This is a genomic window from Bacillus timonensis (genome assembly GCF_004799755.1).
GTDB lineage: Bacteria > Bacillota > Bacilli > Bacillales > Bacillaceae_L > Ferdinandcohnia > Ferdinandcohnia timonensis_A.
In genome coordinates, this window is sequence record NZ_SLUB01000031.1 from 1 (window position 1) to 22195 (window position 22195).

The following is a 22195-nucleotide window of genomic DNA, read 5'->3' on the forward strand; positions in this document are numbered from 1 at the left end:
AGATGTGTATAAGAGACAGATATCATTCATAAACAAATTGAAATCTATTTCCATTTTGAACACTCCTTCTAGTGAAAAATATCTTCCTATTTTTTATAATATCAATTTACAACATGTTTTTTCAAATCTAAGGAACTCAAATGAACGTTTAAAAAATAAATATTCGGGTATTCTAGTAATACATCTAGATCATACCCCTAAACTCCCTAGATGGAAGGAGAGCGAATGCACTCCTTCTTTTTTTATGCTTCAAATAGATTAATTAATTCCTTCACAGCCGTTGTAACATTCAACTCTCCCTGTACGACCTTATTTTCAAGTGTTGGGAGCTTTGTTTTTATGGATGGGTGGCTAAAAAAGCTTGTTTCAAGGTAATCCTTTATCATGGCATGAATCCAATCTTTTGTTTGAGCGTTCCTTCGCTCTGTGAATGCACCAGATTCTTTCGTCGTATCAACAAATCGCAGAATTATTTTCCACATTTCTTCCATTCCTTCATGATAAAGTGCGGAAGCTGTGTAGGCCTTGGAAGACCATCCTTTCGTTGCCGGCTGAAGATAGTGGAGTATTCGATTATATTCAGCGCGAGCAATTTTTGCCCTCTGTCGATTATCTCCATCCGCTTTATTGATCAATATGGCATCCGCAAGCTCCATTACTCCTTTTTTCATACCTTGTAATTCGTCACCTGCACCAGTTAACACAAGAAGCAGGAAAAAATCCACCATACTGCGTACCACAACTTCACTTTGGCCAACACCAATCGTTTCAACAAGTATTACATCAAACCCAGCGGCCTCACAAAGTAAAATCGTTTCCCTCGTTTTACGATTAACCCCACCAAGGGTTCCCCCCGAAGGTGATGGTCGTATAAAAGCATTTTTATTCCTCGCAAGGGTCTCCATTCTGGTTTTATCGCCTAGTATACTGCCACCTGTTACACTACTGCTTGGATCAACAGCTAAAACTGCAACGCGATGTCCTTGTTCACATAAATAAGAACCAAAACTCTCTATAAATGTACTTTTTCCTGCACCCGGTACTCCCGTGATACCTATCCGTATCGAGTTTCCGGTGTATGGAAGAATTTCATTGATGACAGCTTGTGCCTGTTCTTCATGACGTTTTGCGTTGCTCTCAACAAGAGTAATGGCTTGGGCAAGAATAGTACGATTGCCATTTCGTATACCCTGTGCATACTCTTCTGTTGTTCGCCCCTTCTTCTTAACAAATTTACGTGCACTTCCAGAAGCGTCATTTTGGTCTATCCCCTTCACAATTTCAGTTGTAAAACCATTAGAGGCATTTTCGGGAACCCATTCAGGTTTCTTTTTATTATCAGTCATCGCCTTCTTCCTCATATCCGAGGCGAAGATAAATTTCTTCGATTACTTTTTGTGCAGCCACTGGAATTACTGTACCCGGTCCAAAAATAGCCGCAGCACCTTGCTCTTTTAAGTAATCATAATCTTGTGCAGGGATGACTCCGCCAACAATTACAAGGATATCTTCTCGCCCCAATTTCCTCAACTCTTCAATTAACTGTGGAAGTAATGTTTTATGACCCGCCGCTAGTGAACTCATTCCAACGACATGTACATCATTTTCTACAGCTTGAAGAGCTGTTTCTTCTGGTGTTTGAAATAATGGTCCAATGTCAACATCAAAGCCAAGGTCTGCAAAAGCAGTGGCTATGACCTTTGCTCCTCGGTCATGTCCATCCTGCCCCATTTTTGCAATTAAGATTCTCGGGCGTCTTCCTTCATTTTCCAAAAACTCGTCTGTCATCTTCTTCACATTCATGATTTCTTCCTCATTTGAATATTCTGAGCTATAAATTCCACTAATTGAACGAATGACAGCTTTGTGGCGTTCAGAAGCTTTTTCAACTGCATTTGAAATCTCACCGAGTGTTGCACGAACTCTTGCGGCATTAACCGCTAGTTCCAACAGATTTTCATTACCTGTTTCAACCGCATTCGTAATGGCAGCCAACGCCTTTTCCACTTCTCCATCATCACGTGTAGCCTTTAATTCACGGAGTCTTTCAAGTTGTTTGAGTCGAACAGCTGTATTGTCAATGTCTAAAATATCGATTGGATCTTCTTTTTGTAAACGAAATTTATTGACACCGATAATCGTTTCTTTACCAGAATCAATTCTTGCCTGACGTCTCGCTGCCGCTTCTTCGATTCTCATTTTCGGAAGACCCGTTTCAATTGCGTTGGTCATTCCACCAAGTGCCTCGATTTCCTCGATATGCTTCCAAGCCCGCTCCATGAGCTCCTTCGTTAGTGACTCTACATAATATGATCCACCCCACGGATCGATCACATTACAAATACCTGTTTCATCCTGTAAATAAAGCTGTGTATTTCGTGCAATTCGAGCAGAAAAATCAGTCGGAAGCGCAATCGCTTCATCCAGTGCATTCGTATGCAAGGACTGAGTATGACCCGATGCCGCTGCCAATGCCTCAATACATGTTCTTGTCACATTATTGAATGGATCCTGCTCTGTCAAGCTCCAACCTGAAGTCTGTGAATGTGCTCTTAACGCCAGTGATTTTGGATTTTTAGGATTGAAGGCTTTCATCATTTGGGCCCAAATGAGTCGAGCTGCCCTTAGCTTCGCTACCTCCATAAAATAGTTCATACCGATTGCCCAGAAAAAGGATAATCTAGGAGCAAAGGAATCAATGTCAATCCCCTTCGCAATACCCGTCCGAACATATTCCAAACCGTCAGCTAATGTATAGGCTAATTCAAGATCCGCAGGTGCACCTGCTTCCTGCATATGATACCCAGAAATACTTATGCTATTGAACTTTGGCATGTTTTTTGACGTGTACTCAAAAATATCTGAAATAATTCGCATAGAGGTTTCTGGTGGATAAATATATGTATTTCTCACCATATACTCTTTTAAAATATCATTTTGAATCGTTCCAGACAGTTTTTCAGGAGAGACACCCTGCTCCTCTGCCGTTACAATATAAAACGCCATTATCGGAAGGACAGCACCATTCATCGTCATCGAAACACTCATTTGATCAAGTGGAATTCCATTAAATAATGTTTTCATATCTAGGATTGAATCAATCGCAACCCCAGCCTTCCCGACATCACCAACAACACGAGGATGATCCGAATCATAGCCACGGTGGGTAGCTAAATCAAACGCAACGGATAGACCCTTTTGCCCCATGGCAAGGTTACGCCGATAAAAAGCATTACTCTCCTCTGCAGTGGAAAAACCGGCATATTGTCGAACAGTCCAAGGACGGTTTACATACATCGTTGGATATGGTCCACGTAAAAACGGAGGAATACCAGGCATGTAATCTAAATGTGTCATCCCCTCCATGTCTTTCTCTGTATATAAAGGTTTTACAGCAATCTGTTCGTTCGTTTCAAATAACAAATCTTCAATTGAGTGCGTAATCTCTTCTTCTACTTTTTTACGCCATTTTTCTGGAGAGGACGATGTATTAGATTTTTTTAACTTTATTTTGGAAAGATCAAGTCTTTTAGCCATGTTAATGCACCCCCATTTCTTGTTGTAAATGATGTAAAAACGCAAAACAATCCGTACCAATATGGATAAAGTCGTTTATTCCTACGTTTCGATAGAATTCTTCATTTTCTTGTTTACCTGCTATAAACAAGCGAATATCCGGGGTCGTTTTTTCAAATTCATCACATATTTCAGTGACCATTTCTTTGTACGCGTCATCTTTCCCACAAATAATATAGGTTGTTAGATTCATTGTTTTTGCGCCTTCAATCGCATCTCCTGCCGTTACGTATCCTTCTTCGTTTTTCACGACCTGGAAACCACCTGCTTCAAAGAATCCTGTAATAAAATCTGCTCTAGGTTTATGTTCTGGGATAGGGCCTAAATTAATTAAACCCACTTTAGGTCGCTCACCAGAAGTTTGAAGATACTGCTCAGATGCTTGTCGAAGTTGTTCAAAGCTTTCTGAAATTCTTACCGGTAAAATTCGTTTAATTGAAATAGCCGCGTCATTACTTTCATAGGTGTTTTTTGTATTGGTGTATGGTACTGGCTGTTCCTGGATATTCGTATACATATTCGTACCGACTATTTTTTCTATTCGATGGTTCACCTTTTTTTGTCTTTCTTGTAAAACAGACGAAATGCTTTTTTGGACATTACCTGTTTTCAACGTTTTAAGCATTCCACCTTGTGATTCAATATCGTTTAACAACTCCCATGCTTTTTCTGCCAGTTCATTTGTCAAAGATTCCACATACCAAGAACCGCCCGCAGGATCAATCACCTTATTTAGGAAGGATTCTTCGCGAAGAATTGATTGTGTATTTCTAGCAATCCTTCTTGAAAATGAATCTGTGGCTTTGATTGGTTCATCAAATGATGAAACATGAAGACTATCAATTCCGCCTACAATTGCAGAAAAAGCTTCTATTGTCGAGCGCAGCATATTAACATATGGGTCATAAATCGTTTTCGTAAATGCAGATGTTCTTGCATGGATATACATTTTACAAGAATCTGCTTTTCCTCCATACGCTTCAATGATGGTCGTCCAAAGAATTTTGGCAGCTCTTAATTTGGCGATTTCCATATAAACATTGGAACCAATTGAAAAAGAAAATGTCATTCGTGAGGCAATTTGATCAACAGTAAGCCCTCTATCTAGTAATTCGCTCATATATTCAATGGCAGTGCCCATTGTAAAAGCAAGTTCTTGTACTGCATTTGCCCCACCATTATGATATGGTTCACCTTTTACAAGAATCGTTCTTAGCTTTGGTTGGTTTTCCATCACCCATTTTACGGATTCTGCTAATTGGTCATAGGCAGCTTCTGGTTCCATAGATAACTGCCCCTTTTCCACTAATATCGCAAGTGGGTCCATACCGATTGTTCCAGTTAGAGCATCTGTTTTTGCGTATGAGTTGATAAGTGATAAAAAGGCTAACAAATCGGTTTGAGCATCAATTAGGACAGGTGTATTAGCCAGTGAAATTCCGTTGAATGCCTTCCCGATATCTTCTTCTGTATGTAATGCTAATCCCTCACCCTGGCAATTTTGTGGTTGCAACGTAAAATGGATCATCGTTTGACCGTTTTGAAGGGCGTCTTTTATTACAGTGTTAAACTCCTCAGGTGTTTTTAAGTCCATTTCCTGACTAACATGCCATGATTGATTCAAATAACCTGTAGATTTTGAGCCACGCACTCTAGAGCCTTCACCAGGCATATCGTGTAGAAACGGTATTTCCTGAACATCTTTCATCGTATAAATCGGTTTAAGTGTAATTTTTTCATAGGTTTGTTTATGTAATTTTTCAATGGGTTTTCCCTTTAATGATTCTTCAGCTTCTTGTTTCCATGTCTCGTAATCTATGGACGGAAAGGTAATATTCTGGAATTCTTTCGATTGTTTCGTCACAAGGCTACCCCCTCTTTCGAAATCGTTTTCACATTTAATTTTAGTATATATGTTGGGTTGTCGCAATGAATAGATGGAAGATTAAAAAAGGTCGTGGGGCATGTTCCTTTATATTTCGCGGTAGCGTGTACCTTTAGATTCGTCTTGCGCTACATGCTCTCTTCTTATTTCGTCCTGGCGTGTACCTCTAGAACACTCTTGCGCTACATGCTCCTACTTATTTAATCCTAGCGTGTACCTCTAGAACACTCTTGCGGGACATACTCCCTTCTTTTTTCGGCATAGCGTGCACCTCTAGAACACTCTTGCGCTACATGCTCCTACTTATTTAATCCTAGCGTGTACCTCTAGAACACTTTTGCGCTACATGCTCCTTCTTTTTCGGCCTTGCGTGCACCTCTAGAACACTCTTACGCTATATACTCTCTTCTTTTCCCGTTCTAGCGTGTACCTCTTTCTTCCCATAAAAAAAAGACACTGCATAGGCAATGTCTTAGTAAATTGATGTATTTTCTTTAGAGGTATTCTCGATAATTTCTTTTACTCGTGCTAGGAAGCGTCCGCAAACAAGACCATCCAACACACGATGGTCAAGAGACATACAGAGATTCACCATGTGACGGACCGCAATCATGCCATCGATGATAACGGGTCGTTGCACGATGGATTCCACCTGTAAAATCGCTGCCTGCGGATAATTGATAATCCCCATTGACTGAACAGAGCCAAATGAACCCGTATTATTTACTGTGAACGTACCACCTTGCATATCATCTGCAGAAAGTTTTCCAGCCCGTACTTTGGCTGCCAGTTCGGTGATGTCTCTTGCAATTCCTTTAATTGATTTCTCATCCGCATTCTTAATGACTGGTACAAATAGGGCATCATCTGTAGCAACCGCTATTGAAATATTAATATCCTTCTTCTGGATAATTTTATCTCCTGCCCACATTGAATTGATTTGTGGGAACTCCTTAAGCGCTTGAGCGACAGCTTTAACGAAAAATGCAAAGAATGTAAGATTGAAACCTTCCTTTTGTTTAAAATCATTCTTCATTGAATTTCTGAATTGAACCATATTCGTTGCATCTACTTCCACCATTGTCCATGCATGAGGAATCTCATGTTTGCTACGAAGCATGTTCGATGCAATTGCCTTTCGAACACCTGTTACAGGTATTTCAACATCACCGGCTGTTACAGGTACTGTTGGTGCCGGAGTTGGTTTTGTAGTTTGAACACTTGGAACCTGCTGATTACTAGCTTGAGTTGCCACTTTATCAACTTTCTGTCCAGCAGTTGGAATCTGTCCAGATTCGATTAATTTTTGAAGGTCCTTACGGGTAATTCTCCCACCTGCACCTGTCCCTTGCACTTGCGTAAGATCAATATTATGTTCCTGCGAAAGCTTGAGAACAGCAGGTGAATATCGTAATTTTTTCGTAGTATCGTTTGGCTCTGCAGTGACATTTACAGCCTTTTCGGGAGTTTCTTCTTTGACAGTTTCTTGAGGTGCCGATTGTTCAGTACCACCACCAACCGTTTCAATGACACAGATCACCTCACCTACCGCCAGTGTTTCTCCTTCTTCCGCAATAAGCTCTGTAATAGTTCCTGAAAAAGAGGAAGGTACCTCTGCATTTACTTTATCTGTCATTACTTCAGCTAAAGGATCATATTTGTTTACGGTATCCCCAACAGCTACAAGCCATTTACTAATCGTTCCCTCTGTAACACTCTCACCAAGCTGGGGCATTGTTATTTTTTCAGTTGCCACTCATAAAACCTCCTCTGTATAGCAGCAAATTAGAATTCCGCTAGCTCTCTCATTGCTTTCTCTACTTTATCCGGATTTACCATAAAGTATTTTTCCATCGTTGGTGCATATGGCATTGCAGGTACATCTGGACCAGCAAGTCGCTTAATTGGGGCATCTAAATCGAATAAGCAATTTTCGGCAATGATGGCAGCAACTTCACCCATAATGCTTCCTTCTTTGTTGTCTTCCGTTACCAATAATACTTTACCCGTTTTTGAAGCTGCTTCAATGATTGCTTCTTTATCTAGCGGATATACTGTACGTAAGTCAAGGATATGAGTTTGAATGCCATCTTTCGCCAGACGCTCTGCAGCCTGTAATGCAAAATGAACACATAAGCCGTACGTAATAACCGTAATATCGTCTCCCTCACGCTTCACATCTGCCTTACCAATTGGTAATACATAATCATCTTCAGGTACTTCACCCTTGATTAAGCGATAAGCACGTTTATGTTCAAAGAATAACACCGGATCTTCATCACGGATAGCAGCCTTCAGCAAGCCTTTTACGTCATAAGGGGTAGAAGGCATCACAATTTTCAATCCCGGTTGGTTTGCAAAAACCGCCTCTACAGATTGTGAGTGGTAAAGTGCTCCATGTACACCCCCACCATAAGGAGCTCTAATTGTGATTGGGCAATTCCAATCATTGTTTGAACGATATCGAATTTTTGCTGCTTCAGAGATAATCTGATTGACAGCAGGCATAATAAAATCTGCAAACTGCATTTCTGCAATAGGTCGCATTCCATACATGGCCGCACCAATTCCAACACCTGCAATAGCCGACTCAGCTAAAGGGGTATCTATCACGCGTTGTTCGCCAAATTGTTCATAAAGTCCATTTGTCGCCTTAAATACTCCGCCTTTTTTTCCTACATCCTCACCTAAAATAAAAACTTTAGGATCTCGTTCCATTTCTTCGCGAATTGCCATTGTTACAGCATCAATATATGAAATTACAGGCATTCTATTTCCCCCTTACTGTTCCGCGTATACATGTTTAAGAGCATATTCCGGCTCTGCATATGGTGCATTTTCGGCATAATCGGTAGCTTCATTAACTAGTCCTGCAATACGTTCTCCAATTTCCTTTGCCTTCTCATCATCCAAGACACCGATTTCCTTTAAATAATTTTCAAAAGAAAGAATTGGATCATTCTTTTTCGCTTCTGCCACTTCTTCCTGCTCACGATATGCACGATCATCATCATCAGAAGAGTGCGCCGTTAACCGATATGAAACAGTTTCAACTAAGGTCGGTCCTTCCCCTCGACGACCTCTATCAGCTGCTTCCTTAACTGCTTTATAGACTTCAAGCGGGTCATTTCCATCCACCGTTACTCCTGGCATTCCATATCCAATGGCACGGTCGGAAATTTTTTCGCAGGCTACCTGCTTATCATAAGGCACAGAAATAGCGTATTTGTTATTCTCACACATGAAGATTACAGGTAGCTTATGAACTGCTGCAAAATTCGCGCCTTCATGAAAATCTCCCTGATTCGAAGAACCTTCTCCGAACGTCACAAATGTAACAAGATCCTTTCCTTCCATTCTTCCGCCAAGCGCAACACCTACAGCATGTGGAACCTGAGTCGTTACAGGAGATGAACCTGTTACAATCCGATTTTTCTTTTGCCCAAAGTGCCCAGGCATTTGACGTCCACCTGAATTCGGGTCTTCAGCCTTTGCAAATCCAGATAGCATTAATTCCTTTGCTGTCATACCGAATGTCAGAACCACTCCCATATCGCGGTAATACGGCAATACATAGTCTTTTTCACGATCAAGTGCAAAGGCTGCGCCTACTTGGGCTGCTTCTTGCCCTTGGCAGGAAATAACAAACGGAATTTTTCCGGCGCGGTTTAATAACCACATTCTTTCATCTATTTTTCTTGCTAACAGCATGGTTTCATACATTTCAAGAACTGCTTCGTCACTTAAACCCAATGCTTGATGACGATTTTCGGTCATGAAAATACCTCCCTAAAAAATCATAATTAACTATTTGGACAAGCAAGCCATATTAAAAAATATTAGTTGTGTGAAAAATTTATGCGTGTATTGCCTTTCCATCAACCGCTAGAGCTGCCTCTCCAATTGCCTCAGATAAGGTAGGATGTGGATGGATTGTGTGGGCAATCTCCCAAGGAGTTGCATCGAGTACTCTCGCTAGACCAGCCTCTGATATCATATCTGTTACATGTGGACCAATCATATGAACTCCTAATAAATCATCTGAAGAACTGTCAACAACCAATTTTACAAAACCATCAGACTCACCAAAAACAAGTGCTTTTCCGATTGCTCTAAATGAAAATTTACCTACTTTAACAGTAAAGCCTTTTTCTTTTGCTTCTTCTTCAGTAAATCCAACACTTGCAACCTCAGGATTGCTGTAGACACATTTTGAAATGAGTGAATAATCCATTGGTGAAGGATTTTCACCTGCGATATGCTCAACAGCAACAATTCCTTCATGGGATGCTACATGTGCAAGTTGTAACCCGCCAATGACATCGCCAATTGCATAAATATGGGATTCTTTTGTTTGGAAAAATTCATTTGTTGTAATATATCCTTTTTCCATAACAATCTCCGTATTTTCTAGGCCAATATTTTCAACATTCGCTTGTCGGCCAACTGAGACAAGCACTTTGTCCGCAGAAAAGGACTTGGCTTCACTTTTATGTTCAGCTTTTATCGTAATCCCTTCTCCTTTTTCAAGTGTCTCCGGTAAAACTTTCGCACCTGTTACAATTGTTACGCCTTTTTTCTTTAGTAAACGCTGCATTTCCTTTGAAATTTCACGATCCTCCGTTGGAAGAATGCGATCGGCATATTCAAGCACTGTGACTTCAACCCCAAAATCGTGAAGCATTGATGCCCATTCGATTCCAATCACACCGCCCCCAACGATGATGATTGAATTTGGAAGACTTTCCATTTGTAAAGCTTCATCAGAAGTTAACACATATTCACCATCTATTTCGAGCCCAGGTAATGACCTTGGTCTAGAGCCTGTTGCAATAATGACGTTTTTAGGAATGAGCATTTCATTCTCTTCACCATTGTTCATTTCAACAGAAATGGTTCCAGGGATTGGTGAAAAGATAGAAGGACCCAATATTCGTCCATAGCCCTCAATCACATCAATTTTTCCTTGCTTCATTAAATGCTGGACACCTTTATACAGTTGTTCAGTAATTTTATTTTTCCGATCCTGCACTTTTGAAAAATCAAGTGAAACATTCTTTGTAATGACACCGAATTCTTCACTTCTTTTTGTAGTTGCATATACTTCCGCACTTCTTAAAAGAGCCTTACTTGGTATGCAGCCGGCATGCAAACAGGTACCGCCAAGCTTTCCTTTTTCTACAACCGCGACTTTCAGTCCAAGCTGTGAGGCACGAATAGCAGCAACATACCCACCGGTACCGCCACCTAAAATCACTAAATCATATTCCTTTGACATAATCTGAATTCACCTTCCTATTTTAAAACAGGGGCCTGTAGTTGTTTTCCAGGATATTCTTTTTCCTTCTCTTCCCCACGGAGCACACGTAACGCACCCTCTGCTAGTGCCTGTAATTCATTTTCTCCTGGTTGGATGATGACATCTGCTATCCAATTTACATGGTTGGAAATTTCGGAGATAAACTCATCACCATATGCTAATCCACCCGTTAAAATGATCGCATCAACTCGCCCTGAAAGAACTGCACTGGCGGCTCCTATTTCTTTAGCGATTTGGTACGCCATTGCCTTGTAGATTAGTCTCGCTCTTTCATCTCCTCTTTCAATCATTCTTTCGACCTCAACTGCATCATTTGTACCAAGATAGCCAACTAAACCACCTTGACCAACCAGTTTTTTCATGACTTCTTCACGGAAGTACTGTCCAGAAAAGCAAAGATCTATTAAATCACCTGCAGGAACTGTCCCAGCTCGTTCTGGGCTAAATGGTCCGTCACCATGTAATCCATTGTTTACGTCCACCACTTTACCTAGTTTATGGACACCAACAGTAATTCCACCGCCCATATGGGTTACGATTAAATTCATTTCTTCATAGGTTTTGCCGAGGTCCTTGGCAACTCTTCTCGCTACTGCCTTTTGATTTAAAGCATGAAAAATGCTTCTTCTTTCAATCAAATGAAAACCTGATATTCTAGCAATAGGTTCAAGTTCGTCAACAACAACAGGATCGACGATATATGGCGGAATATTTAACCCAGATGCAATTTCATATGCTAAAATCCCTCCAAGATTTGATGCATGTTGCCCTGCATAACCAATTCTCAAATCTTGAAGCATCTCATCATTTACTTTATATGTTCCACCTTGTATTGGCTTTAATAATCCACCCCTACCGCAAACTGCGTTTAGTTTTGAAATATTTATGCCTTCATTATCTAATGTTTCAAGAATCGTAGTTTTTCGAAATTCATATTGATCGATAATATTCTCATAAGCATTTAATTCTGATCGATCATGTCGAATTGTCTTCTCAAACACAGAACGTTCATTATCATAGACGCCGATTTTTGTGGATGTTGATCCTGGATTGATAACGAGAATCCGATATTCTTTGTCATGCAAGATTGAAACCTCCAGTACTTAAATACAGTCCTACGGTTGTTTTGCTATCTCCTATTGCAACTATGAATCGGAAAAAGGAGGAAAAGCCTAATCTGCCTTCCCCCACTAGAAGTCTTTTTTACTTTCTACGACTTAAAATGTGGTGTCCATTTTGTAGAAATTGGCTCCTTGAATTTCTCATTCTTTCGATGCGCTCTTCTGCTAAACGATCGGCAGCCTGATACGTTGGAATTCCATCTCTTTTCGCGATTTCAATTACTTTTTCAATTGTGTCGTACAGGGATTCAACCTTCTTAAGGGCACGTTCTTGATTGTATCCATATAATTCATCGGCAACATTGATAACTCCACCTGCATTTATCACATAATCTGGAGCGTAAACAATCCCTAATTCATGAATCACATCACCATGACGAGGTTCTTTTAGCTGATTATTTGCAGAGCCAGCAATCACTTTCGCTTTTATTTGTGGAATTGTTTCATCATTTACTGTTGCGCCTAGTGCGCATGGTGCATAAATGTCACAATCCACACTATAAATTTCGTCAGGTTCCACTGCTTTTGCTCCGAAATCCCTTACAGCACGCATAGCAGCTTCTTTATTAATGTCTGTTACAATTAAGCTTGCTCCTTCTTCATGAAGGTACTTACAAAGTGTGTATGCTACATTTCCAACACCTTGAACAGCTACTGTCTTACCTTCAAGTGAGTCAGAACCAAATGCTTCTTTGGCTGCAGCTTTCATTCCTCGGTATACACCAAATGCTGTCACTGGAGAAGGGTTTCCAGAAGATCCAAACGCAGGTGATATTCCTGTTACAAAATCGGTTTCTTCGTGAATAATATCCATATCCGCTACTGTAGTACCTACATCTTCCGCTGTAATATAACGACCATTTAGTCCTTGGATATAGCGACCAAAAGCACGGAACATTTCTTCGTTCTTATCCTTACGAGGATCACCAATAATAACGGTTTTGCCTCCGCCAAGATTAAGTCCAGCAGCAGCATTTTTATAGGTCATCCCTTTTGCAAGTCTTAATGCATCTTCAATTGCTGCTTCCTCTGAAGCGTATGTCCACATACGGGTACCACCAAGTGCAGGTCCTAATGTTGTATCATGTATCGCAATAATCGCCTTTAAACCAGATTGTTTATCCTGACAAAATACTAATTGCTCATAATCATATTTTTCCATATAAGAAAAAATTTCCATTTTGTTAGTACCTCCAAAGAATGATGATTAGTTGATTAATTATTAGCAGCGCAAACTGCTAACGCTAATGAATATAATTTGCTTTTTGCAGAATCAGCCCTAGAAGTTAATACAATTGGTGCAGAAGCACCCGCGATAACGGCCCCTACTTCTGCTTTTGCAAAATAAATCATTGATTTATATAATGCATTTCCAACTTCAATTGTTGGAACAAGCAAAATATCAGCCTGTCCAGCCACTGCACTCGTTACACCTTTGTGCTCAGCCGCGTGAATCGAAATTGCATTATCAAGCGCTAGTGGTCCATCAACAATACAGTTTTGAATTTGACCACGATGGTTCATTTGGGTTAAAACAGCTGCATCTACAGTTGCCTGCATTGCTGGATTCACCACTTCAACAGCCGCAATCGGTGCTACTTTTGGAGTGTTAATCCCAATTGAGTTTGATATCTTAACTGCATTATTTAAAATTTGAACTTTTTCCTGCAGCCCCGGAGCGATGTTCATAGCTGCATCAGTTACGATTATAAATCGGTCATAATCAGGTACTTCAAAAACTGCAACATGTGACAAAACATTCCCTGTCCGCAGTCCATATTCTTTATGCAAAACGGCTTTGAGAATAGTCGATGTTGGGATATTCCCTTTCATTAATACATCGGCAGCTCCTGTATGAACCGCTTTTACAGCAGCTTTTGCTGCTTCTTCTTTTGTTGGTGAATGTACAATATCTAGTACTTTTGAATCTTGAATATTTCCCCCTTTTTCAGAAAGGATTTGAACAATTTTTTCTTGATTACCAAACAATAAAAAACGGGCAAGCCTGTGATTTACAGCTTCGACAATCGCTTCAAGTACTTCTTCATCCTCAGCAGCCGCAACGGCAACGGTAACATGAGAACGTCCTGTAGCTTTTTTGATGAGATTAGTCAGTTTCATTTGTTTTCACCTTCTTTTCAATCATAGTCCTGTCGTTTTTCATTTTTATATAATGCAATAATCGTGCCAACGCAAAATGTTATGAAAGCGCTTCACGAGCGCCCTATTTCGCAAAATACTCTATGCAATATCTTGCATATTTTGCAATAAATTGCGTGCTTTAATTTGCAATATTATATTTTTCCAACTTATAATAAAGACTACGAAGCGAAATCCCTAACGACTTGGCAGCAGCTGTTTTATTACCACCATTTAAAGTCAATACATCTGAAATAACTTTTGCTTCGTATTTCTCCACTAAGTCTGAAAGAGGGACATCTTTAATGTCAGTTTCAGGTAATGATTGCCTAACATGGGCTTTTTCCTTCAGGTTTTGTAGTGGTTGGATATGCTTTATATCAATTAGTCTTTCCTGATAATTCATAAAGATTACGGCTCGTCCTAACACGTTTTCAAGCTCCCTAACATTACCAGGCCAATCATAACCATATAAATAATGAATCGCTTCTTCAGTAAGTCCTTCAACCGTCCGCCCGTAATCCTGATTTATTTTAACTAGCAAATGTTCTGCGAGTTGTTTTATATCCTGTTTTCTCATCCTTAGTGATGGAATATGAATCGGTATTTTGTTTATTCGATAGTAGAGATCCTCGCGGAATGTTCCATTTCCAATCCTTTTTTCTAAATTTACATTTGTTGCAGCGATGATTCTTACGTCAATGGGTATTGATTTTGTGCCCCCTACGCGCCTGATTTCTCTTTCCTGCAAAACCCTTAATAATTTCGCTTGAGTATTTAATGATAATTCGCCAATTTCATCTAAGAAAATACTGCCATTGTTCGCTTCTTCAAATATGCCACGTTTCCCACCACGCTTCGCTCCTGAAAAAGCACCTTCTTCATATCCAAAAAGTTCGCTTTCCAATAGTGATTCTGAGATTGCAGCACAATTAACACGAACAAACTTGTTGTATTTGCGTATACTTTCATTATGTATGGCATGTGCAAACAATTCCTTGCCCGTTCCAGACTCCCCCCTAAGCAATACCGTGGCCGGGGTTTTCGCACCTAGCTTTGCTTGTTCAATTGCAATTTCCATTTCTTCTGAAGAACCGATAATATCATCAAATGTATATTTTGCTTCGAGGGAACGAATGATGTGCCTGGCCCGGTTCAATTCTGATGTGAGTTGACTAATCTCAGACACATCGTGAATAACTCCTACACTCCCCTTCAATTTGCCATCGACAATGACTGGCGCAACATTTACAATGACATCTTTATCATGAGGTCCTACCTTCATACGGGCACCTCTTACAGGTCTTCTTGTTTTTAAAACCTGCATGTGCATACTTTCTCCTTCAGAAATATCCGCATTTGCTGGTTTCCCTATGACTTGATCCTTCTCAAGTCCCGTAATTCTGGTGTATGCACGATTTATTAAAATTCCATTCCCATTCTCATCCACAACGGTTATAGCTTCATCAGAGGATTGAATGATAGCTTCAAGCATTGTTTGAATCTCTTTTAAATTTGTAATTTCCTCAGCGAGATCAACAACTTCTGTAATATCCTTAAAAACGGCAAATGCACCTAGTAGCATTCCTGATTCATTCACTACTGGTATTCGAGTTGTAATGATTTTACGTCCATTTTTCAGAACAAATTCTTGGTTAATTTCAATAGCCCTTGTTGAAAGAATCTCTGGCAATCGGCTGTCAGGAATGCATTCGTAAATATGCTTTCCAATTGCATCCTTCTTCGAAATACCAATCATCTTTGATGCGCTATTGTTTAGTAAGATGACTTGGCTATTAATATCAATGACAATCATTCCATCATGGGTTGAATCTAAAATCAAATCTACCATAACCTTCTCCATAACCACAGCCACCCCCTAATCAACGGTCAGAGTTTTGCAATATTTTACATACTCTTCTTATACCTTTTGCAAAATTATGCACACATTTATAATAACCTTAAACCTTCATCTTGACAAATTTTATGAATAGCTTACATTTAATATAGAAGTCATTTTGTGAAAGGACTATATACTATGCAACGAATACTGGCTCTAATCGTACTGCTAATACCAGGCATTATTGCAGGAGTAGGAATTAAATTCATGAGGGATATGTTTTTTGGTGTTTTACATAGCCCGATTCCATCCTTAATGCTACAATTTATTATCGGTCTTATTTTCTTCCTAGCAGGCTTATCCTTTATCGGCGGATTCATACTTTACCGTGACCGCAAACGAAATAAAGTACAAGAAAAATTTCAAAAAGAAAGCTCCCCAATTGGAGAGCAAAATAAATAATCCTGCTAAATTTAGCAGGATTTTATGTTTATTTAACCAAAGCTTTCGCCTTTTTTGGAAAATCTGTAATGATTGCAGAACATCCAAATTCAATAAATTGTTTCATTTTCTTTTCATCATTTACAGTAAACGGACGAACTGCAATACCATTTCGCTTGGATTCTACGATTACTTCTTGATTAATCGTTTGATAGTACGGATGAATTCCGTTTGTATGAAGGCGCTTTGCATATTTCCAAGGCTCGTAAAGACCCTCCATATATAAAATAGCCAAATCAATTGTTCTCGATATCCGTCTACACTTTACTAAGCTATAATGATTAAAGCTAGATAACACAATTCGATCTTCCATTCCGTAGTCATAAATCATCTTCAGTGTTTTCTCTTCTATGCCCTTATAAGAAACTAATCCAGTCTTAAATTCAATGTTGATGAGCAGTTGGTTTGTTTTTGCCCAATTGAATACTTCTTCAAGGGTTGGTATCTCGCAGATTCCGTACTTATCCTTAAATTTATAGCTTACATCCATTTTTTTGATTTGGCTTAAAGTATAATCCTTGATCCAGCCCTTATTTTCTCCATTTGTTGTTCGGTTGACCGTTTCATCATGGATGACAACTATAGCGCCATCCTTGGTCATTTGGATGTCTAATTCAATTCCATCAGCACCGACTTTTGCCGCTTCTTTAAACGCAATCATTGTATTTTCCGGGTGTGTTCCGGCCGAACCTCTATGCCCAAAAACTTTCGTTCTCATCTCGATAATCTCCTTTTTTTGGTATACTTCCATTATAGAGTAATTTCCTTAAATGGATTATAAAAACACCGCCTTTCAGGATGAAAGCGGTGTTTTTTGATTACAAGTCTAATAATAAGTTCGAATTTATTTATTTCTTACCCTCTCATGAAGCTTTGTGTTCCAGACGAAGCTTATCAGCTACCATTGCGATAAATTCACTATTTGTGGGTTTTGCTTTAGACATACTCACTGTATAACCGAAAAGATTAGAAATAGAGTCTATATTTCCACGGCTCCATGCTACTTCAATGGCATGACGAATGGCACGCTCAACGCGGCTTGCAGTAGTATTAAATTTCTTTGCAATATCTGGGTAAAGCACTTTTGTGATTGATCCTAATAATTCGATATCATTGTATACCATTGAGATTGCTTCTCTTAAATATAAATATCCTTTAATATGCGCAGGAACCCCAATTTCGTGAATAATACTTGTAATGCTTGCATCTAAGTTTTTCGGACTATTTTCTTGCTGTGAACGAACAAGCGAGTTAGATGGATTACGTTTAATGATCGGAGCAGACTTTCCGCTAACTTGACGGATTCGACTCGCAAGGTTTTCCATGTCAAAAGGCTTTAGAATAAAGTAAGCTGCACCTAAATCGACAGCCTTTTTCGTCACATCTTCTTGACCAAAAGCTGTTAACATAATAACATTAGGCTGTTTTTCAAAATTAAAATCACGTAGTTTTTCTAATACTGCTAAGCCATCTAGGTGAGGCATAATAATATCTAAAACGAGTACATCAGGCTGTTTATCTTGAAGCATATTAAGGCAATCTTGACCATTATAGGCAACACCTAAGATTTCGATATCATCTTGGCTAGATAAATATTCATCAAGTAAATTAACGAGTTCCCTGTTATCATCAACCACACAAACTGTTATTTTTTTCACTCTGTTTCCTCCTCAAGCTAAAATCCGCAAAAATTTGTCTATATACTCTTATTCTAAAGAAAGAATTCGACAATGCAATAAGAATTCCTTTATTTTTTTAAAAAAATAGGAAAAATTTATTGAAAAATAATTTATTCTCCATTATACTTAAATATTCGACTAAATACGCCATAAATTATAAATGAAATTTAGGTTTTGTCGAAAAATCTTTATTTTGATTTCATTATATAATCTCCATTTACATTTGGCGATAGCCAAAAAATAAAAGCGAGCTATTAGCTCGCTTTTTTATGTTCCTTCTTATAAATATCAATACCCGCTTCACTTAGCATCCATTCAATATGAACACCATATCCGCTTGTTGGGTCATTTACAAATACATGTGTAACTGCACCAATTAATTTACCATCTTGAATAATAGGACTACCGCTCATGCCTTGAACGATACCGCCTGTTTTATCTAAAAGGCGTTTATCCGTTATTTTTACAACCATACCTTTTGTAGCAGGAATTTTTTGAGGAACAGCACTTACAATTTCTATGTCAAATTCCTCAACCTTATCATTTTCGACGACAGTTAAAATTTTGGCAGGTCCCGTCTTTACCTGATGTGAAAGTGCAATTGGCAGCGGCTTATCCATAATGCCGTTATTCACTTGTTTGTGTAATTCACCGAATATACCAAATGGACTGTTGCGTGTAATGTTCCCGATGATTTCCTTATCTGCTGAAAAACGTGCTAGCTTTTCACCTGGATCACCATTACTTCCCTTTTCAATGGAGGTAACCGTTGATCTTACAATTTGTCCATCAGATACGACGATTGGCTCTTTTGTATCCATATCTGAAATAACATGGCCTAATGCTCCATATTTTTTCGTTTCAGGATGGTAAAAAGTCATCGTTCCTATACCAGCTGCAGAATCACGAATATATAATCCGATTCGATATGCCTCATCATTTTTATCTTTTAATGGCATAAGCTCGGTCTTGATATCCTCGTTGTCTCGGACAATTACTAGGTTTAATGGTTCACCTGTCTTACCAGATTCTTGAACAAATGGTCCAACATCACTCATTTTTTCAATTTTCTTGCCGTTAATTTCTTTAATGATGTCACCCACCTGAACTCCTGCAATTTCACCCGGGGACTTTTTTCCATCTTCTGTATCAATTTGATGGTGACCAACAACCAACACACCCAGTGTATTCAGTTTTACCCCTATTGATTGTCCGCCAGGTATAACTTTAAAGTCAGATAAAACATTGACATTAACTTTTTTGACAGGAATACCTGCTAACTCAACCATCATCTCGCCTTCACCGCTTTCTTTTGCAGCAACAGAGATCTGTTGATCATCGGCAGCAGTTGAAATGGCATAAATGGAATCTTGAATCGTTGTAGTGACTGGTAATGTGGATTGAACTGTGAAATCTTGGCCTTCAAATAGTGTAAGGTGTTTTGGAATTTCTATATATTCTTTAAGCGGCTTGGAAAACCCCAATGCCATTATTGAAACAAGGAGAAATGTACCAATTATATATCTAATTTTATCTATTTTCATTTACTCTTCACTCTCCTCGCTCCTATCCCATGCCATAACATGAATCAAATGCGTCTTGGCGTATTTGCCGCCCGATTTTTTTGGCCCCAAGGTGGGTCACAAAGACGTTGCCACAGGAAGTGGCGTTGTTAGTTTTTGATCTTACATCTCGAAAAATTCTCTTTGAAAAATCGTGGCATCCGCCGGAGGCTTAACTTTTATTCAAACAGGGTTGGAAACCCGACTGAAAAAAGTTATGGCTACATTCTATAATTTGACCTTTCAGGGCAACATTTATAACCACTATGAGATTAAAAAAGCTACCCAATTTGGATAGCATTACAAATAAAAAACGCTCTTAACTTTGCATAAAGCCAATTATTGTTCACATATATCGTGATATAGCTTCATTTAGTGATTTACCATTTGGCGTGCAAGTTTGCTTTCTTTTGCAAGACTTAACAATTCTTTTGAGTGCTCTTTTGTTAAATCTGTGATTTCGACCCCAGAAATCATACGGCTAATTTCCTTAATTTTATCTGTTTCATCTAGTGAAGTAACAGAGGTAGTAGTTCTTCCCTGAACGGTTTCCTTTGTAATAAATAAATGGGTATCGGCCATTGCCGCAACCTGTGGAAGGTGGGAAATACAAAGCACCTGAGAGTTTACAGAAATCCCATAAATTTTTTCCGCAATTGCTTGAGCAACACGCCCACTAACACCGGTATCTACTTCATCAAATATGATTGAGGTAACACCTTGATGTTTTGAAAATATACTCTTAATCGCTAACATTATCCTTGAAAGTTCTCCGCCGGAGGCAATTTTCGCCAAAGGTTTTAGTGGTTCACCAGGATTTGTTGAAATATAAAATTCTATATCATCTTTCCCATTTGGAGTGAATTTAATAGGTGAATCCTCAAAAAATTTAATATCAAATTTTGCTTTTTCCATATAAAGGTCTTTTAATTCCTGTGCTATTTTTTCAACAAGCTCTTTTGCCAGCTTTTTCCGCAGTTGTGAAACATTTTCGGACTCAATCTTTACATCTTCTAAAATGGACTCGAGCTCTTCTTTTAGCTTACCAATATGTTGCTCACGATTTTGAATGGTGTCGATTTCATCTTCAATCTTCGCGGCATATTCGAGAATTTCCTCGACAGATTGTCCATATTTCCGCTTTAACTGTGAAATTTCATTCAAACGACCTTCGATAAAATCCAGTCTTTCTGGATCAAACTCTAATTCATCTAGTTGGTCGCGTATTTTAAAAGAAATTTCCTCTAATAGATAAAAGCTATTGGAGATTGTCTCATGAATGCTCTTTAATTCTTTATCAATATCCATTACAACTTCGGCATGATTCATGGCTAGCCCCACCCAATCAAGCCCTTTCTGGTCTCCATATAGAGCGTTATAGCTATTTTGAAGAGCTTTAAAAATCTTTTCGTAATTTGAAATCTTAATTCTTTCTTCTGTTAATTCCACATCCTCATTAGGCTTCAGATCGGCTTTTCCAATCTCATTTAATTGAAATTGGATTAAATCAAGACGATGGGCTAACTCTTGTTCATTTTCATTAAAGCTTTTTAAGCGTTGCTTCACATTTAAAAAATTTTTATATATGGCTAGGTATTCCTGTAATGCTTGTTTAATGATATCTCCACCGTATTGGTCAAGCATATAGATATGTTGCTCCTGATTCATCAAATCCTGATGTTCATGCTGTCCATGAATATCGATTAAGGTTCTGCCAAATTCTCGAAGAATAGAGATGGTCACGAGTTTTCCATTAATTCTACAGACACTTTTTCCTGATTTCGAAATATCTCTTCGCAAAACAACCATTCCCTCGCTAATTTCAATACCAAATTCTGTAGCTTTTGCATAACAAGGGTGATTGTCATCTTCGATTAAGAAGAGACCTTCGATTTCTGCACGTTCTTCCCCATATCGTACAAATTCAACGGAGCCTCTTCCACCAACCAATAAATGAATAGCATCAATGATGATGGATTTACCGGCGCCTGTTTCACCAGTCAGGACAGTTAAACCTTTTTCCAATGAAATTGAAAGAGATTCAATAATGGCGAAATTTTTAATTGATAATTCTGCTAACAATTCCTACACCTCCTCTTCCACTCCCCTGCGTCATAGCATGTCTAGGAATCGATTTGAAACCGTTTCGGTTTGCTCTGGGGTTTTGCAAATAATTAAAATGGTATCATCTCCACATATTGTACCTAAAATTTCTTCCCAATCTAAATGATCAATTAAAGCACCAATCGCATTGGCATTCCCTGGTAGAGTTTTCATCACAAGCATATGCCCTGCTGAGTCGATTTTTACGAAAGCATCCATTAATGAACGTTTAAGTTTTTGAAGCGGATTAAATCGTTGGTCTGCAGGTAAACTGTATTTATATCGACCATCAATCATTGGCACCTTTACTAAATGAAGTTCTTTAATATCACGGGATACAGTCGCCTGGGTAATGTTGTAGCCCTCACTTTTCAAAATATCCACAATCTCATCTTGTGTTTCTATATCATGGCTCGTGATGATTTCACGAATTTTAATATGTCTTTGCCCCTTATTCATAAAGAATTCC

17 protein-coding genes are annotated in these 22195 nt (G+C 38.9%); 1 reads left to right on the plus strand and 16 read right to left on the minus strand.

Features of this window, described 5'->3' with window-relative positions; all coding sequences use genetic code 11:
- Positions 1–242: 242 nt before the first annotated feature.
- From meaB to E1I69_RS15515, 11 genes are all read right to left on the minus strand, one after another.
- Positions 243–1346 (minus strand): methylmalonyl Co-A mutase-associated GTPase MeaB, encoded by a 1104-nt coding sequence (gene meaB / locus E1I69_RS15465; protein ID WP_136380472.1) that lies wholly within the window; start codon positions 1344–1346, stop codon positions 243–245.
- Positions 1339–3537 (minus strand): methylmalonyl-CoA mutase, encoded by a 2199-nt coding sequence (gene scpA, locus E1I69_RS15470; RefSeq protein ID WP_136380473.1) that lies wholly within the window; start codon positions 3535–3537, stop codon positions 1339–1341. Before scpA ends, meaB begins: the two co-directional genes overlap by 8 nt.
- Before the next feature lies 1 nt (position 3538).
- Entirely contained in the window at positions 3539–5440 is a 1902-nt protein-coding gene (locus tag E1I69_RS15475; RefSeq protein WP_136380474.1) for a methylmalonyl-CoA mutase family protein, read from the minus strand.
- 493 nt (positions 5441–5933) lie between these two features.
- Positions 5934–7217, minus strand: coding sequence for a dihydrolipoamide acetyltransferase family protein (locus E1I69_RS15480; RefSeq protein ID WP_136380475.1), 1284 nt, complete (start codon positions 7215–7217; stop codon positions 5934–5936).
- Between the two features lie 29 nt (positions 7218–7246).
- Positions 7247–8230: an alpha-ketoacid dehydrogenase subunit beta gene (locus E1I69_RS15485; protein WP_136380476.1), complete on the minus strand. Its 984-nt coding sequence runs from the start codon at positions 8228–8230 to the stop codon at positions 7247–7249.
- Positions 8231–8242: 12 nt separating this feature from the next.
- On the minus strand, positions 8243–9238 hold the full coding sequence (locus tag E1I69_RS15490; protein ID WP_136380477.1) for a thiamine pyrophosphate-dependent dehydrogenase E1 component subunit alpha: 996 nt from the start codon (positions 9236–9238) through the stop codon (positions 8243–8245).
- 79 nt (positions 9239–9317) lie between these two features.
- A complete protein-coding gene (lpdA, locus tag E1I69_RS15495) occupies positions 9318–10739 on the minus strand; it encodes a dihydrolipoyl dehydrogenase (protein WP_136380478.1) in 1422 nt (473 codons plus the stop codon).
- 17 nt (positions 10740–10756) lie between these two features.
- Positions 10757–11866, minus strand: a complete 1110-nt coding sequence (gene buk / locus E1I69_RS15500; RefSeq protein WP_136380479.1) for a butyrate kinase — start codon at positions 11864–11866, stop codon at positions 10757–10759.
- A gap of 118 nt (positions 11867–11984) precedes the next feature.
- A complete protein-coding gene (gene bcd, locus E1I69_RS15505) occupies positions 11985–13082 on the minus strand; it encodes a branched-chain amino acid dehydrogenase (protein ID WP_136380480.1) in 1098 nt (365 codons plus the stop codon).
- A gap of 35 nt (positions 13083–13117) precedes the next feature.
- Positions 13118–14023, minus strand: coding sequence for a phosphate butyryltransferase (gene yqiS, locus E1I69_RS15510; RefSeq protein WP_136380481.1), 906 nt, complete (start codon positions 14021–14023; stop codon positions 13118–13120).
- A gap of 160 nt (positions 14024–14183) precedes the next feature.
- On the minus strand, positions 14184–15905 hold the full coding sequence (locus E1I69_RS15515) for a sigma-54 interaction domain-containing protein (protein ID WP_136380482.1): 1722 nt from the start codon (positions 15903–15905) through the stop codon (positions 14184–14186).
- Between the two features lie 174 nt (positions 15906–16079).
- Here E1I69_RS15515 and E1I69_RS15520 point away from each other — a divergent pair, with 174 nt between their 5' ends.
- A complete protein-coding gene (locus E1I69_RS15520; RefSeq protein ID WP_136380483.1) occupies positions 16080–16343 on the plus strand; it encodes a DUF2627 domain-containing protein in 264 nt (87 codons plus the stop codon).
- A 28-nt stretch (positions 16344–16371) separates the two neighbouring features.
- Here the strand turns inward: E1I69_RS15520 and E1I69_RS15525 are convergent, their stop codons facing one another.
- From E1I69_RS15525 to ahrC, 5 genes are all read right to left on the minus strand, one after another.
- Positions 16372–17100, minus strand: coding sequence for a glycerophosphodiester phosphodiesterase (locus E1I69_RS15525; RefSeq protein ID WP_136380484.1), 729 nt, complete (start codon positions 17098–17100; stop codon positions 16372–16374).
- A 145-nt stretch (positions 17101–17245) separates the two neighbouring features.
- Positions 17246–18040, minus strand: a complete 795-nt coding sequence (gene spo0A / locus E1I69_RS15530; protein ID WP_136380485.1) for a sporulation transcription factor Spo0A — start codon at positions 18038–18040, stop codon at positions 17246–17248.
- Between the two features lie 275 nt (positions 18041–18315).
- Positions 18316–19605 (minus strand): SpoIVB peptidase, encoded by a 1290-nt coding sequence (gene spoIVB, locus E1I69_RS15535; RefSeq protein WP_136380486.1) that lies wholly within the window; start codon positions 19603–19605, stop codon positions 18316–18318.
- A 390-nt stretch (positions 19606–19995) separates the two neighbouring features.
- Positions 19996–21705: a DNA repair protein RecN gene (gene recN / locus E1I69_RS15540; RefSeq protein ID WP_136380487.1), complete on the minus strand. Its 1710-nt coding sequence runs from the start codon at positions 21703–21705 to the stop codon at positions 19996–19998.
- Between the two features lie 30 nt (positions 21706–21735).
- A complete protein-coding gene (gene ahrC, locus E1I69_RS15545; RefSeq protein ID WP_116352511.1) occupies positions 21736–22185 on the minus strand; it encodes a transcriptional regulator AhrC/ArgR in 450 nt (149 codons plus the stop codon).
- Positions 22186–22195 lie beyond the last annotated feature (10 nt).

What these genes read in the sequence shown, in the direction of transcription:
- scpA (WP_136380473.1), bottom strand. Translation starts at nt 3,537, where the DNA reads ATGGCTAAAAGACTTGATCTTTCCAAAATAAAGTTAAAAAAATCTAAT.
- E1I69_RS15485 (WP_136380476.1), bottom strand. Translation starts at nt 8,230, where the DNA reads ATGCCTGTAATTTCATATATTGATGCTGTAACAATGGCAATTCGCGAA.
- lpdA (WP_136380478.1), bottom strand. Translation starts at nt 10,739, where the DNA reads ATGTCAAAGGAATATGATTTAGTGATTTTAGGTGGCGGTACCGGTGGG.
- E1I69_RS15520 (WP_136380483.1), top strand. Translation starts at nt 16,080, where the DNA reads ATGCAACGAATACTGGCTCTAATCGTACTGCTAATACCAGGCATTATT.
- E1I69_RS15515 (WP_136380482.1), bottom strand. Translation starts at nt 15,905, where the DNA reads ATGGAGAAGGTTATGGTAGATTTGATTTTAGATTCAACCCATGATGGA.
- E1I69_RS15490 (WP_136380477.1), bottom strand. Translation starts at nt 9,238, where the DNA reads ATGACCGAAAATCGTCATCAAGCATTGGGTTTAAGTGACGAAGCAGTT.
- ahrC (WP_116352511.1), bottom strand. Translation starts at nt 22,185, where the DNA reads ATGAATAAGGGGCAAAGACATATTAAAATTCGTGAAATCATCACGAGC.
- yqiS (WP_136380481.1), bottom strand. Translation starts at nt 14,023, where the DNA reads ATGAAACTGACTAATCTCATCAAAAAAGCTACAGGACGTTCTCATGTT.
- spoIVB (WP_136380486.1), bottom strand. Translation starts at nt 19,605, where the DNA reads ATGAAAATAGATAAAATTAGATATATAATTGGTACATTTCTCCTTGTT.
- meaB (WP_136380472.1), bottom strand. Translation starts at nt 1,346, where the DNA reads ATGACTGATAATAAAAAGAAACCTGAATGGGTTCCCGAAAATGCCTCT.
- bcd (WP_136380480.1), bottom strand. Translation starts at nt 13,082, where the DNA reads ATGGAAATTTTTTCTTATATGGAAAAATATGATTATGAGCAATTAGTA.
- E1I69_RS15525 (WP_136380484.1), bottom strand. Translation starts at nt 17,100, where the DNA reads ATGAGAACGAAAGTTTTTGGGCATAGAGGTTCGGCCGGAACACACCCG.